This window comes from Achromobacter sp. GbtcB20 (assembly GCF_019091095.1).
Classification (GTDB): domain Bacteria; phylum Pseudomonadota; class Gammaproteobacteria; order Burkholderiales; family Burkholderiaceae_B; genus Achromobacter; species Achromobacter mucicolens.
In genome coordinates this window covers 357,287-371,136 of sequence record NZ_JAGXJZ010000001.1, presented here as the reverse complement: position 1 = coordinate 371,136, position 13,850 = coordinate 357,287, and the positions used below count along the sequence as shown (strand labels likewise).

The 13,850-nt window shown below is 66.9% G+C and carries 9 protein-coding genes; 2 read left to right on the top strand and 7 right to left on the bottom strand.

Annotated elements, in window-relative coordinates; genetic code table 11:
- Positions 1-2: 2 nt before the first annotated feature.
- From KVT32_RS01680 to KVT32_RS01660, 5 genes are all read right to left on the bottom strand, one after another.
- A complete protein-coding gene (locus KVT32_RS01680) occupies positions 3-1,298 on the bottom strand; it encodes an acyl-CoA thioesterase/bile acid-CoA:amino acid N-acyltransferase family protein (RefSeq protein WP_217617565.1) in 1,296 nt (431 codons plus the stop codon).
- Positions 1,299-1,323: 25 nt separating this feature from the next.
- A complete protein-coding gene (locus KVT32_RS01675) occupies positions 1,324-2,313 on the bottom strand; it encodes a tripartite tricarboxylate transporter substrate binding protein (protein WP_175155721.1) in 990 nt (329 codons plus the stop codon).
- A gap of 189 nt (positions 2,314-2,502) precedes the next feature.
- Positions 2,503-3,060 carry a DUF1415 domain-containing protein gene (locus KVT32_RS01670; RefSeq protein WP_152384701.1) on the bottom strand — a complete coding sequence of 186 codons (558 nt, stop codon included), beginning with the start codon at positions 3,058-3,060 and terminating at the stop codon, positions 2,503-2,505.
- 69 nt (positions 3,061-3,129) lie between these two features.
- On the bottom strand, positions 3,130-4,602 hold the full coding sequence (locus KVT32_RS01665; protein WP_062841085.1) for a M20 family metallopeptidase: 1,473 nt from the start codon (positions 4,600-4,602) through the stop codon (positions 3,130-3,132).
- A gap of 82 nt (positions 4,603-4,684) precedes the next feature.
- On the bottom strand, positions 4,685-5,602 hold the full coding sequence (locus KVT32_RS01660; RefSeq protein ID WP_152384702.1) for a LysR family transcriptional regulator: 918 nt from the start codon (positions 5,600-5,602) through the stop codon (positions 4,685-4,687).
- A gap of 162 nt (positions 5,603-5,764) precedes the next feature.
- Between KVT32_RS01660 and KVT32_RS01655 the strand changes: the two genes are divergently transcribed.
- Both KVT32_RS01655 and KVT32_RS01650 read left to right on the top strand, forming a co-directional pair.
- A complete protein-coding gene (locus KVT32_RS01655) occupies positions 5,765-6,721 on the top strand; it encodes an alpha/beta fold hydrolase (protein ID WP_142054820.1) in 957 nt (318 codons plus the stop codon).
- Between the two features lie 19 nt (positions 6,722-6,740).
- Positions 6,741-7,724 (top strand): tripartite tricarboxylate transporter substrate binding protein, encoded by a 984-nt coding sequence (locus KVT32_RS01650; RefSeq protein ID WP_056319064.1) that lies wholly within the window; start codon positions 6,741-6,743, stop codon positions 7,722-7,724.
- A gap of 109 nt (positions 7,725-7,833) precedes the next feature.
- Here the strand turns inward: KVT32_RS01650 and KVT32_RS01645 are convergent, their stop codons facing one another.
- Complete coding sequence (locus KVT32_RS01645) at positions 7,834-9,465, bottom strand: methyl-accepting chemotaxis protein (RefSeq protein WP_056319062.1); 1,632 nt, start codon at positions 9,463-9,465, stop codon at positions 7,834-7,836.
- 192 nt (positions 9,466-9,657) lie between these two features.
- Positions 9,658-13,707: a phosphoribosylformylglycinamidine synthase gene (gene purL, locus KVT32_RS01640; RefSeq protein WP_217617564.1), complete on the bottom strand. Its 4,050-nt coding sequence runs from the start codon at positions 13,705-13,707 to the stop codon at positions 9,658-9,660.
- Positions 13,708-13,850 lie beyond the last annotated feature (143 nt).

Below are 13,850 nucleotides of genomic sequence, written 5' to 3'. Positions count from 1 at the left end.
TCCTACCCTTGTCCGGCCCGCGCCTGCGCCAGAAAGTCCAGCACCGCCCGGTACGATCCTTCGTTGCCGGCCGCATTGGCGGATGGCGTGCCGCCCGCATCCAGCAGCAGCCCGGACATCGCGTGCGGCTTGTTAATGAGCGTGGCCGGCAGGCAGGGATAGTGAACGTGATGTCCTGCGCCCGCGCAGACGTAATGGCGCGTCGGCAGGTCGTGCGCCTGGCGCTTGCGCACCACCATTTCCGAATACGCGGTGCTGGGCCAGAAGCCATCGTCCGATGCGCTTACCAGCATGACCGGGCCGGGATAGTTTTCCACGGGAATGCGCGCGCGCTCGACGGCCGCCGCATCGCGCGTGGCGCTCAGGAACGCCAGGGTCTGGCGATACGGCGGATCCGAGGCATAGGCGGCGTCCCAGTCGGCCGTGGCGTTGTCCTGCCACAAGTGCGGCAAGGGCTCGCCATGCCGGGTCCAGACGTGGGCGTTGCGTCCCGTGCCCGGCGCGCCCGCGCTGACCACCCCGTGCGTCACGGGCGACGGCACATAAGCGACGACGGCGCTTACCAGGTCGGGGAAATGCGAGGCCACGAGCAATGAGGTCTCGCCGCCGCGGCTGATGCCGGACACCGCCACGAAGCCGTCGCGGGGCTGCAGCGATTTACGGACCCACTTCAGCGCCGCCTCGAAGTATTCCAGCGGCATGTCGTTCAGGTATTTCGGCCGACCATCGTAGTTGAAGATCGCCAGCGCCAGGCATTGGTAGCCGCGGGCGGCGAATAGCGCCGCCCGCGGCGAATTGACGCCGCCCGACGAACCGTTCATGTAGACCACGACCGGATGCGGACCGGGGCCGGCGGGCACGTAGAGTTCGCCGGACACCATCATGCCGTCCACCGTTTCTCGCACGGACCGGTGCGTGACGCCATCGGCCAGGAAGTCCTGGATCATCGTGGCGTCGGCGGTGAGCGTGCCGCTGGCGGCATGGATATGCACGGTCAGCGCCTGGGTGTTGTCGGGCGGGAACACCACGCGGTCCATGTCCTGGCACACCATGGACCAGACAAGTCCCATGGCCGAAGGCTCGGCATACGAGCCGGACACTGGGCAATCGCGCCGCAGGTCCAGCCGTCCGTCATGGCCGGCCACGAACACGGCTTCCGAGCGCCAAGTCGCGCCGCACATGCTCATGCTGGCGGTGACGGTGATGAAGGCATACGCCGGAAAACCTTCGATGTGGATGTCACGCTCGACGTCGATGAGCGCGCGTTCGGGCGTTACGGTGATACGGGGGTGCGTCACGGTCGTCTCCCTGACAGTCGCGGTCTCATGCCTTCAGATCGGTCTTGGGCACGCCGTTGGCCTTGATGACCTGCGCCCACATCGCCGATTCGTCGGCGATGACCTTGTCCAGGTCGGCGGATGACGTGAACTCCACGGCCACGCCCTGCTCGGCAAACTGCTGGATCAGGCTGGGGTCGCGCGTGCCTTCGCGCACGGCGTGTTCCAGCGTTTTCACCACGTCGGCAGGCATTGCGGCGGGGCCCGAGATCATCATGCGGGTGTAGAGCTCGAAGTCGTCGACGCCCGCTTCCTTCATGGTCGGCACATCGGGCAGACTGGACAGCCGCTTGTCCGCGGTGACGGCCAGGACCTTCAGCTTGCCGGATTTGATGTTGGGCAGCGCCGAGGTCGGAAAGTCGAACGTGCTCTGTACGGTGCCGGCCATCAGATCCAGCAGCGCCGGGCCGCTGCCCTTGTAGGGCACGTCCTGGAACTGCGTGCCGGTCTTGGACTGGAAATGCAGCAGCGCGAGGTGGTTGATGACACCGCGGCCCGCGTGCGCGCACGTGATGTCGTTGGGCTTTTTCTTGGCCAGAGCAATGAATTCCTGCACGGAGTTCACGCCAAGGTCGGGATGCACGATCAGCAGCATGGGCGATTTGCCCATGGATCCAAGCTGCTTGAAGTCCGACGGCTGGTACGGCAGGTTGTTGTACAGCAAGGGGTTCAGGATCATGCCGTTGGTGCCGGCAAAGCCCAGCGTGTAGCCGTCCGGCTCGGCGCGCGCCACCGCGACGGTGGCAATGATGGCCTGCCCGCCCGGGCGGTTCTCGACGACGACGTTCTGCTTGAGCGTCTTGCCCATGCGATCGGCCAGCGCGCGCGCGGCGATGTCGGTCAACCCGCCGGGCGCAAAGCCCACCAAGAGGCGCACGGGCCGCGTCGGAAACGCGTTCTGCTGGGCCCAGGCCGGGCGCGAGATCAACGGCAAGGCGGCAAGCGCGCCCAGGGCATGACGGCGGGTGAATCGCATACGGCTCTCCAGACAAAGGCAAAGGCCAACGCGCGGCCGACAAGGGCCGCGAGGCAAGACAATGAAAAAGGGGAAGGACGTACAGGCCGCCGCCGAACGGCGGCGGTCACAATGATCGTATGTTGTATGCAATACACCCGACGGGCTATCTAGGGATATCCCGCAAGCGTTGGCGCCAAGGCCCGCCGGTCAGGGCTTGGTCATCAGCTTCTTCCAGCCTTCCAGACCCAGCTTGTTCATCGTCTCGATGTTCTTTTCGTAGATCTCGGCGGCGTCCGGGAACGATTCGACGGCGCGGTCGATGCTGTCTTCGCGCAGCAGGTGCAGGATGGGATACGGCGAGCGGTTGGTGTAGTTCTCGATATCGTCCGGCTGCGTGTCGGCGAACTGGAACTGCGGGTGGAAAGTGGCAACCTGCAGCTCTCCCACCAGACGCATGCGCTTGAGCAGACGGTCCGACAGGTCTTCGAATTCGTTGAACTCCAGGAAGTCGTCCAGCGCATCGGGAAGGATCAGCAGCGTCGTGTCGATCTTGTCGGGATCGGTGTCGGCCAGCAGCGCCAGTTCGTCCTGCAGATCGGTCAGCACGCCCTCGGCGTCGGTGGCGTCGCTGACGGCAAAGCGGATCTGGTCCTTGACCTGCACCGCCTTGGCGAAGGGACAGAGGTTCAGGCCGATCACGGCCTGGTTCAGCCAATGGCGGGTTTCTGCGACCACATTGGCGTAGGCGTCGGAAGTGGAAATCATGGAATCAGTCCTGGAAAAAGAAAGAGCGCAAGGCCCCGGGCCCCGCGCTCTGCATGGCACGCGTGTGTATCAGGCGGCCGGCATGGCGGCCATGGTCTGGGCCACGGCGGCGGTCAGCTTCTTGCCGTACGGCACGTGCAGGAATTCGTTGGGACCGTGCGCGTTGGACTTCGGACCCAGCACGCCGCAGACCATGAATTGCGCCTGCGGGAACCCCTTTTGCAGGATGCTCATCAGCGGAATGGTGCCGCCCTGCCCGATATAGCCGCAAGGTGCGCCGTAGTACTGCTGCGAGGCCGCGTCCAGCGCCTGCGTCAGCCAGGGCACCGTGGCGGGCGCGTTCCAGCCGGTGGCGGCGCCTTCGTTGGCCTTGAAGATCACCTTGGCGTTGTAGGGCGCATCGGCTTCGAGCAGCTCCTTGATTTCCTGCGAAGCAGCCACAGCGTCGACCAGCGGCGGCAGGCGCAGCGACAGCTTGAACGCGGTGCGCGGACGCAGCACGTTGCCGGCGCTGGACAGGGGCGGCAAGCCTTCCGCGCCCGTGACCGACAGCGTGGGACGCCAGGTGCGGTTCAGCAGCGCCTGCTCGGGTTCGGTGGTCATGGGCAGCACGAAGCCGCCGTCAGCGCCGCAGCTCCAGGGGAAACGGCGCCACACTTCGTCGCCCAGGATGCGGGCGGTGGCGGAAACCTGTTCGATGCGTTCGGCGGGGATTTCGCAGTGCAGGCTTTGCGGCAGCAGGCGGCCGGTGCCGCTGTCTTCGAGGCGGTCCAGCAGATGGCGCAGGATGCGGAACGAGGACGGCACGACGCCGCTGGAGTCGCCCGAATGGACGCCTTCGTCCAGGACCTGGACTTCCAGCGTGCCGGACACCATGCCGCGCAGCGACGTGGTCATCCAGAGCTGATCGTAGTTGCCCGCGCCCGAGTCCAGGCACACCACCAGCGCCACGTTGCCCAGGCGGTCGCGCAGCGCGTCCACGTACGGCAAGAGGTCATAGCTGCCCGATTCTTCACAGGTTTCGACGATGCCCACGCAGCGCGGACGCGGAATGCCTTGCTTGTCCAGCGCCATGATGGCGGTGAGCGACGCGTACACCGCGTAGCCGTCGTCGGCGCCGCCGCGGCCGTAGAGCTTGCCGTCTTCGTATTTGGGCGTCCACGGGCCGAGGCCAGCGCGCCAGCCCGAGAATTCGGGTTGCTTGTCCAGGTGGCCGTACAGCAGCACGGTGTCGCCGTTGTCGCTGCGGGTGGCGGGCGCGTCAAAGAAGATGACGGGCGTGCGGCCCGGCAGGCGCACCACTTCCAGTTTCAGGCCGGAAACCTTCTGCGCTTCGACCCACTGCGCCGCGTCGCGCACCACACGCTCGATGAACGCGTTCTTTTCCCAGTCGGCATCGAAGGCCGGGCTCTTGGCGGGAATGGCGATGTAATCGGTCAGCGCGGGGATGATCTCGTTGTCCCACTTGTCGTCCACAAAGTCCTGAAGGGCTTTGGGATCGAGGGTGGGCGGCAATGCGTCTTCGGGGATGCGTGCGTTCATGGCGCTGGCTTCCTGTGTGCGGAAAAGGGGCAAACCCCTATTTTATGCCTGTGCGAGAGCGCCGGGATATTTTCATGGGGCGCTACTTGGCTGCGTAGGCCTCGATCCGGCTCCAGACCTCGCGGGCCAGGGGTTTGGCGTTGCCGACCGACTGGTACAGGCGGATTTCCATGTGGATGTCGTTGCGGGCGCCGTCGGCCCGCACGAGGCTGCCGTTACGCAGGTCGGGTTCGACCAGCGTGTGCGGTAGCCAGGCCAGGCCGAAGCCCTGGCGCGCCATCGCGTGCAGCGCGTCGGCCAGGTCGGACTCGTACGTGGTCTGCAAGAGCGCCACCTCGCACAGGCCGCGCAGCTTGTCGTGCAGGATGCGCCCCAGCGACATGCTGTCGGCGTAAGCCAGAAACGGCACGGGCGGGTCCGAGGCCAGCTTGGGCACGGCGTGGCGGGGATGGCGCCCGCCCGGCGCGACCGGCACGCTGACCGCCACCAGCTTGTCCGCGCCCACGCGGCGGCAGCGGTAATTGGGATTGTCGATCTTGGCGTACAGCGGTTCGTGGGCATGGCACAGCAGGAAATCGACCTCGCCGTCCTCCAGCATGTCCACGCCGTAATTCAGCGTGGTCGTGATCACCTTCAATTGAAAGGCCGGCAGGCTGCGCTGCACGCCCGCCATCAGCCCGGGCAGGACGGAATGCGCCAGCGTCTTGCCGGACGCAATCGTGATCTTGCGGGCGCGTTCCTGCTCCGGCTTTTGCAGCGCCTCGCGCGTCTCTTGCAGGATGTCCAGCACGTCGATGGCGGCGGCCAGCACGCTGCGGCCGGCGGCGTTCAGCGTGGACACCTGGTGGCCGCGCTCGATGAGCGGCACGCCCGCCCATTCCTCCAGCGCCTTGATGCGGCGCCCGAAGGCCGGGTGCGTCACGTTGCGCGACTCGGCGGCCTGAAACAGGTTGCGTGACTTCGACAACGCGACGAAGTCCTCGAGCCATTTGATGTCCATGTGTCCTCCTCCATCCCCGGCCCGCCCCATGTCTGCCCGGGGCTGAGCGTGTGTTTTACAGCGGCTCAGCAGCTGTGCCGATCCGGCACAACGCTTGCGCATTTTGCACAAGACAGAAACACCTTGCAACTAACATCCCTTCGACCACCCCTGGAAAACCCTATGCCCGACTCCCCCGTCCTGCTCAAGTCCATCCGCAGCCATTACGTTGGCGGCGCCGAAGTGGTGGCCGGCGGACTGCCGATGCAGCAGCAAAAAGTGGTCGGCAACGCGTCGCCCCGGCTGATCGACATGAATGGCGGCTACAGCGCCGGCCAACTGTATGTGCAGGAGTACCGGCTGGCCCAGCCGACCCGCCCCTACCCCGTGCTGCTGTGGCACGGCGGCGGCATGACGGGCGCGCAGTGGGAAAGCACGCCGGACGGGCGCGATGGCTGGCTGTGGCGGCTGCTGCAGGCCGGTTACGACGTCTTCGTGTCCGACGCGCCGGAACGCGGCCGCGCTTCCTGGGCGATGTTTCCCGAAATCTACGACTCGGCCCCGATCTTCCGCTCGAAGGAAGAAGCATGGCGGCTGTTTCGCATTGGCCCGGCCTCGGGCTATGCACGCGCCGGCGAGCCGCGGCAGGCCTATCCCGAACAGCAATTTCCCGTCGACGCGTTCGACACCTTTTCCAAGCAGTTCGTGCCGCGGTGGCTGACCCACGGCGACATGGCGCTGGACGCGTACCGCGCGCTGCTGGACCTGGCGGGCCCGTGCATCGTGATCGGCCACAGCCAGGGCGGCGGCTTTGCCACGCAACTGGCCCAGGAATACGCGGCGACCGTGCGCGCCGTCGTGGCGGTCGAGCCAACCGGCACCCCGGCCCAGGCCAGCTGCCAATTGCCCCCGCAGCTGTTGATCTGGGGCGATCACTTCAACGCGGACGACACCTGGCAGCGCTACCGCGCCCAGACGGACGCCTACTGGAACGCCCTGCGCGCGGCCGGCCAACGCGCCGACGTGCTGGACCTGCCCGCTGCCGGCATTGCCGGCAACTCGCACTTCTGCATGCTGGATCGCAACAGCGACCACATTGCCGGATTGATCGTCGATTGGCTCGACCGCAGCCTCGACTAACCTTATCGTGGAGACACCGATGACCTTGAAGAAAACCACCATTGCCCTGGCGCTCCTGACCGGCGCCACGCTGGCAGCCGGCGCGTCGGCCCAGCAGTCCGACTACCCGAGCAAGCCCATCCGCATGATCGTGCCGTTCGCCCCGGGCGGCACCGCCGACATCATCGGCCGCGTCTTCGCCGCGCAACTGGGCACCGAGCTGGGCGTGACGGTGGTGGTCGAGAACAAGGCCGGCGCGGGCGGCTCGATCGGCACGCGGTACGTCGCCGACGCCGCGCCCGACGGCTACACGATCCTCCTGGCCTCCTCCAGCACCCACGGCACCAACCCGGCCGTCTACAAGAATCTGACCTACGATGCGTCGCAGGATTTCACGGCCATCACGCAGCTGGTCACCGTGCCCGGCGTGCTCAGCGTCACCAAGGACTTCCCGGCGGCCGACCTGAACGCGCTGATCGCGCAATCGAAGGCCAATCCGGACAAGTACACCTACGCCTCGTCCGGCGCGGGCGGCCTGGGCAACCTGGCGATGGAACTGATGAAGTCGATGACGGGTGCGCATCTGATGCACATCGCCTACCGTGGAGCGGGTCCCGCCTTCACCGACGTCATCAGCGGCCAGGTGTCGATGATCTGGGAACCCGTGCCCGCCTCGCTGCCCTACATCAAGAGCGGCCAGATCCGTCCGATCGCCATCGCCGCCGACGCGCGTTCGCCGGAACTGCCCGATACGCCGACATTCAAGGAAGCCGGCCTGGCGCGCTACGAAGCGAATGCGTGGAACGGCCTGCTGGCCCCGAAGAACCTGCCGGAAGCCGTGAAGACGAAGCTGCACGACGCCTCGGTCAAGGCGCTGAACACGCCCGAAGTGAAGGCCAAGATGGCCAGCCTGGGCGGGACCGTGGTAGCCGGTTCGTCGGACGCCTTCCAGCAAGTGATCGCCAGCGACGTGAAGAAGTGGAAGAACGTCGCCAACGACGCCAAGATCCAGCTCGACCAGTAAGCGCCAAACAAAAGACCCCGGCGCGTTGCGCGGCGGGGTCTTTGCAGGGAGCTTGCAAGCCGGCCTTCAGGGCCGGCTCTTTGTTGGCGCGTAACCTTGCAAGGCGGGATCAGGCGCCGATGAGCGCCGGCTCGCCGCCGCGGCTGTCCAGCGCCGGCGCATCGGCCTCGATCACCCGGCCGGATTGCAGCTTGAACACCGCCACGGCTTCGCGCAGGCGCTGGGCCTGCGTTTCCAGCGATGCCGCCGAAGCCGCCGCCTCTTCGACCAGCGCGGCGTTCTGCTGCGTCACGCTGTCCATCTGCGACACGGCCTGGTTCACCTGCTCGATGCCCTGCGACTGTTCCTCGGAAGCGCTGGAGATCTCGTTGATGATGTCCGCCACGCGGCGCACCGACGTGACGATCTCCTGCATGGTGGCGCCGGCGGCCTCCACCTGATCCGAGCCCACCGACACCTTCTGCACGGAATCGTCGATCAGGCCCTTGATCTCCTTGGCGGCCGCCGCGCTGCGCTGCGCCAGCGCGCGCACTTCGCTTGCGACCACGGCAAAACCCTTGCCCTGCTCACCCGCGCGGGCGGCTTCCACCGCGGCGTTCAGCGCCAGGATGTTGGTCTGGAAGGCAATGCCGTCGATCACGCCCACGATATCGGAGATGCGGTGCGAGCTGTCGGCGATGCCGCGCATCGTGCCCACCACGTCGCCCACGGCCTGGCCGCCGCGCGTGGCCACTTCGGACGCGGCCATCGCCAGTTGTGCCGCGCTGCGCGAGCTGTCGGCGTTGTTCTTCACGGTGGAGGACAGCTCGTCCATGCTAGCGGCCGTTTCCTCCAGCGAAGCGGCCTGCTGCTCGGTGCGCGAGGACAGGTCGATGTTGCCTGCGGCAATCTCGCGCGAGCCGGTGTGGATCTCTTCAACCCCCAGGCGCACGGCCGACACGGTGCGCGCCAGGCTGTCCTGCATGCGCTTGACGGCGGCGTACAGCACGCCGATTTCGTTGTTGCCGCGCTGCTCGATGCGGTTGGTCAGGTCGCCGCTGGCGATGCGGTCGAACAGGCGTCCGGCTTCATGCAGCGGACGGAAGACCGCCCGGCCGAAGACCACGTACAGCCCCACGACCAGCGCCGCCACGACGACCAGCAGACAGATCAGAAACACGATGGCGGTATTGATGCGCGCGGCCGAATCGTGGGCCACGCGCTGGCCGATTTCGTCGGCAAAGTCCACGTACTGCTGGTTGGCCTGGGTGAACTTGGTGCCCAGCGGGCTCACCTTCTCCTGGTTGATGCGGCCGGCCTCCTTGGCGTCGCCGGCGCGGATCGCGGCGATCAGGGGAAAGATGGCTTCGCGCACGTAGACGTCGTAGGCGGCCAGCGCAGCCTCGAACAGGGGTTTGCCCTGCGGCGAAGTTTCGGGCAGCTTGCGCGCGGTCTCGATCTGGCTGGTGGCCTTGGCGACATAGCTGTCCATGCGCTGCATGTTGCTGGCGGCGGTGTCCAGGCTTTTGCCTTCCAGCAGCGCGCTATGCGCGGCCAGCAGCACCACGCGGGCGCGCAGCAGGTCAGATGCCGCGTCGTCCAGCGAATTGGCGCGGACCAGGTTGGTGTCCAGCATCACCTCGATCGAGGTGCGGTTGGACGTCAGTTGCTGATAGACCGCGATGCCGGTCACCAGAAAAAGGGCAAAGAAGACGGCCAGGGCGGTCGTCAGGATTGCGCGGATACTTAAATTCTTGAACATTGAAAGCCACTCCGGGGGTTGCGTAACGCTCTCCCCTTAACGGCACAATGCAATGAAAAGTTAAATATCTCATTGGGTTACATGCGGGCGACGCGCGGACCCGGGCCTCACGCAAGCGCGCAACGCAAAACCGCCGCGGACATGCCGCGGCGGTTTCTGTGGCTACGGTTCGGGGGGTTCACCCCCGGACGCTCACTTCAGCCAGGCGCGGGCGTTGCGGAAGATGCGCATCCACGGGCTGAACGCGCCGCCCGAATCCGCGGTGCCCCACTTTTCGGGCGCCCACGACATCATGACGTTGCGGGTCACGCGTTCCGGGTGCGGCATCATGACCGTGAATCGGCCGTCTGCCGTGGTCACCGAGGTCAGGCCGCCGGGGCTGCCGTTCGGGTTGAACGGATAGGCTTCGGTGGCTTGGCCGTAGTTGTCGATGAAGCGCGCGGCGGCCAGCACGCGGTCGGCGTCGCCCTGCTGCGAGAAGTCGGCAAAGCCTTCGCCGTGAGCCACGGCGACCGGCACGCGGGCCCCTTCCATGCCGGCAAAGAAGATGGACGGCGACTTGGCCACTTCCACCATCGACAGGCGGGCTTCGTACTTTTCGGACTGGTTGCGCGTGAAGCGCGGCCAGTGCTCGGCGCCCGGGATCATCGGCGCCAGCGCAGCCATCATCTGGCAGCCGTTGCACACGCCCAGCGCAAAGGTGTCGGGACGCGCAAAGTACGCGGCGAACTGGTCCGACAGCTTGCTGTTGAAGCGGATGGTGCGCGCCCAGCCTTCGCCGGCGCCCAGCACGTCGCCGTAGCTGAAGCCGCCCACCGCGACCAGACCTTGCATTTCCGCCAGGTCCAGACGGCCGGACAGGAGGTCGGTCATGTGGACGTCGATGGCCTCGAAGCCCGAGGTGTCGAAGGCCCAGGCCATTTCGACCTGGCTGTTGCAGCCTTGCTCGCGCAGGATGGCCACGCGCGGACGCTTGCCGGTGTTGATGAACGGCGCGGCCACGTTCTCTTGCGGGTCGAAGGCCACGTTCGGGCTCATGCCCGGATCCTTGGTGTCGTTCCAGACGTCCAGTTCCGCCTGGGCGCACGCGGGGTTGTCGCGGCGCGCCATGATGCGGTGCGAGACTTCGGACCAGGCGCGGCCGAGGTCGGCCCGCGGCTGGCCCCAGACCTTGCGGCCGTCGCGGTAGAACTCGACTTCGTCGGCGGCATTCAGACCGCCGATGACGTGCGAGTGCGCCGACAGGCCCGCGCCGCGCAGCACCTGCATGACGGCGTCGCGCTGCGAGGCCGGCACCTGGATGACGGCGCCCGCTTCTTCCGAGAACAGGGCCTTGAGGGTCAGTTCGTCGCGCTGCACGGCGACCTGTTCCGGACGGATCTTGTAATCGCCCCAATCCGCCGATTGCGGATCGAAGGTCAGCATGTCCAGGTTCACCGAGATGCCGGTGCGGCCGGCGAAGGCCATTTCGACCAGCGTGGCGAACAGGCCGCCATCGGAGCGGTCGTGGTAGGACAAGATGGTGCCGGCTTCGGCCAACGTGCGGATGGTGACAAAGAACGCGCGCAGGTCTTGCGGCGAATCGATGTCCGGCACGGTCTGGCCGACCTGGTTATACGTCTGCGCCAGGATCGAGCCGCCCATGCGATGGCGGCCGCGGCCCAGGTCGATCAGGATCAGGACGCTGTCGCCCGCGTCGGTGCGCAGCTGCGGCGTCAGGCTGGCGCGCACATCGGCGACCGGCGCAAACGCGGTAATGATCAAGGACACGGGCGCGACGACCTGGCGTTGCTCGCCGTCCTGTTCCCAGGAGGTCTTCATGGACAGGGAGTCCTTGCCGACCGGAATGGACAGGCCGGTGGCCTGGCACAGCTCGCTGACGGCGGACACGGTGTCGTACAGCGCGGCGTCTTGCCCGGCCACGCCGCAGGCGGCCATCCAGTTGGCCGACAGCTTGATGTCTTCCAGGCGCGCCACGTCGGCGGCGGCCAGGTTGGTCAGGGCTTCGGCAACGGCCATGCGGCCCGAGGCCGGGGCGTCCAGCATGGCGATGGGGGTGCGCTCGCCCATCGACATGGCTTCGCCGCGGAAACCTTCGTAGTCGGCCAGCGTGACGGCGCAGTCGGCCACCGGCACCTGCCACGGACCGACCATCTGGTCGCGGCTGGAGAGGCCGCCGACGGTGCGGTCGCCAATGGTGATGAGGAAGGACTTGTTGGCCACCGTGGGGTGGCGCAGCACGCGGTAGGCCGCTTCGGTCAGGTCGATGCCGGCCAGGTCCAGCGGCTCGGACACGCCGGGCAGGCGGGTGACGTCGCGCGTCATGCGCGGCGGCTTGCCCAGGATGACGTCGATGGGCACGTCCACGGGGCGCACTTCGGCCTCATTTTGCGGACGGATCGTGTCCAGGCCGGGCAGGCCCTCGCCGTCCACCACGCGCAGCTGGCGCTCTTCGGTGGCCACGCCCACCACCGCGTACGGGCAGCGTTCGCGGCGGGCGATGGCGTCAAAACGTTCCAGGTCCTGGGGCAGGATCGACAGGACGTAGCGTTCCTGCGATTCGTTGCTCCAGATTTCGGCGGGCGACAGGCCCGATTCTTCGAGGGGCACGCGCTTCAGATCGAAGATCGCGCCGCGGCCGGCGTCGTTGACCAGCTCGGGGAATGCGTTGGACAGGCCGCCCGCACCCACGTCGTGGATCGCGATGATGGGGTTGTTTTCGGCCTGCTGCCAGCAGCGGTCGATGACCTCTTGCGCGCGGCGTTCGATTTCGGGGTTGCCGCGCTGGACGGAGTCGAAGTCCAGTTCGGCCGAGTTGCTGCCCATGCTGATGCTGGAGGCAGCGCCGCCGCCCATGCCGATGCGGAAACCGGGGCCGCCCAGTTGAATCAGCAGCGCGCCGGGGGGAATGACGTCCTTGTGCGTGAGGCCGGCGTCGATGCTGCCCAGGCCGCCCGCGATCATGATGGGCTTGTGGTAGCCCCAGCGCGTGCCGCCGGCGGTCTGCTCGAACGAACGGAAGTAGCCCAGCAGGTTGGGACGGCCGAATTCGTTGTTGAACGCCGCGCCCCCGATGGGGCCGTCGATCATGATGGACAGCGGCGAGGCGATGCGATCGGGCAGGCCGTGGTGGTCGGCTTCCCAGGGTTGCAGCGCGTCGTCAAAGCGCAGGTGCGACACGGTGAAGCCCGTGAGGCCCGCCTTGGGCTTGGAGCCGCGGCCGGTGGCGCCTTCGTCGCGGATTTCACCGCCGTTGCCGGTGGAGGCGCCGGGGAACGGCGCGATCGCGGTCGGGTGATTGTGCGTTTCCACCTTCATGAGCGTGTGCACGGTGGTGTCGCGGCGGATGTACTTGGCGCTGGCGGCGCCCTCGCCCGCCAGCCCCGGCACGCCAGCCTGGAAGCGCTGCGCGGGGCCGCCTTCCATGATGGCGGCGTTGTCCGAGTAAGCAACCACGGTGCCTTGGGGCTGCGCCTTGTGCGTGGCGCGGATCATGCCGAACAACGTGTTGGGCTGCGACTGGCCGTCGATGACCCATTCGGCGTTGAAGATCTTGTGGCGGCAGTGTTCGCTGTTGGCCTGCGCGAACATCATCAGTTCGACGTCGGTGGGATCGCGGCCCAGGTCGGTGAAGGACTTGGCCAGGTATTCGATCTCGTCGTCGGACAGGGCCAGGCCCAGCGTGGTGTTGGCTTCGACCAGGGCATCGGCGCCGCGCGTCTGGACGTCGACCGTGCGCATGGGCTTGCCCGCCAGCGGCTGGAACAGCGCCTGGCCGTCGAAGCTGGCGTCCACCACGGTTTCGGTCATGCGGTCGTGCAGGCAGTCGGCCGCGCGCGCCAGCATGGCTTCGTCGAGCGACTTGGCGCCGAGCAGGCCGCGTTCGGGCGTGATGACGTAGCGCACGCCGCGTTCGATGCGATGCACCGACGACAGGCCGCAGTTGTGGGCGATGTCGGTGGCCTTGCTGGCCCAGGGGGAAATCGTGCCCAGGCGCGGGATCACCAGCAGGGACACGCTCTTGGGGGGCGCGTCGGCGGTGCTGGGCGTGCCGTAGTCCAGCAGCTGGGTAAGCTGCTGCTGCTGTTCGGCCGTCAGGGCGGCGTCGGTGCTGACGAAGTGCTCGTAGCGGGCGGATATGTCGGCCACCGGCAGGCCGGCTTCCTTCAATTGCGCCAGAAGGCGATCACGTCGAAAGGAGGACAGGACGGAGGAACCAGGCAGATGCTGAACTAGGGACACGATGCGGGCGCCGTATAAAGAGGGGTGCAAAGCGGGGATTTTACCCGTTTAAGGGGTTTTCCCGGAGCCGAAGTTCAATGGGGGTTCAGCCGCCCTCGTCCGGCCATTGTTACAAAAGAATTCCGCGCGCTGTCCGGCGTGGA

What these genes read in the sequence shown, in the direction of transcription:
- KVT32_RS01665 (WP_062841085.1), bottom strand. Translation starts at nt 4,602, where the DNA reads ATGAACGCACGCATCCCCGAAGACGCATTGCCGCCCACCCTCGATCCC.
- KVT32_RS01655 (WP_142054820.1), top strand. Translation starts at nt 5,765, where the DNA reads ATGCCCGACTCCCCCGTCCTGCTCAAGTCCATCCGCAGCCATTACGTT.
- KVT32_RS01645 (WP_056319062.1), bottom strand. Translation starts at nt 9,465, where the DNA reads ATGTTCAAGAATTTAAGTATCCGCGCAATCCTGACGACCGCCCTGGCC.
- KVT32_RS01650 (WP_056319064.1), top strand. Translation starts at nt 6,741, where the DNA reads ATGACCTTGAAGAAAACCACCATTGCCCTGGCGCTCCTGACCGGCGCC.
- KVT32_RS01660 (WP_152384702.1), bottom strand. Translation starts at nt 5,602, where the DNA reads ATGGACATCAAATGGCTCGAGGACTTCGTCGCGTTGTCGAAGTCACGC.
- KVT32_RS01675 (WP_175155721.1), bottom strand. Translation starts at nt 2,313, where the DNA reads ATGCGATTCACCCGCCGTCATGCCCTGGGCGCGCTTGCCGCCTTGCCG.
- KVT32_RS01670 (WP_152384701.1), bottom strand. Translation starts at nt 3,060, where the DNA reads ATGATTTCCACTTCCGACGCCTACGCCAATGTGGTCGCAGAAACCCGC.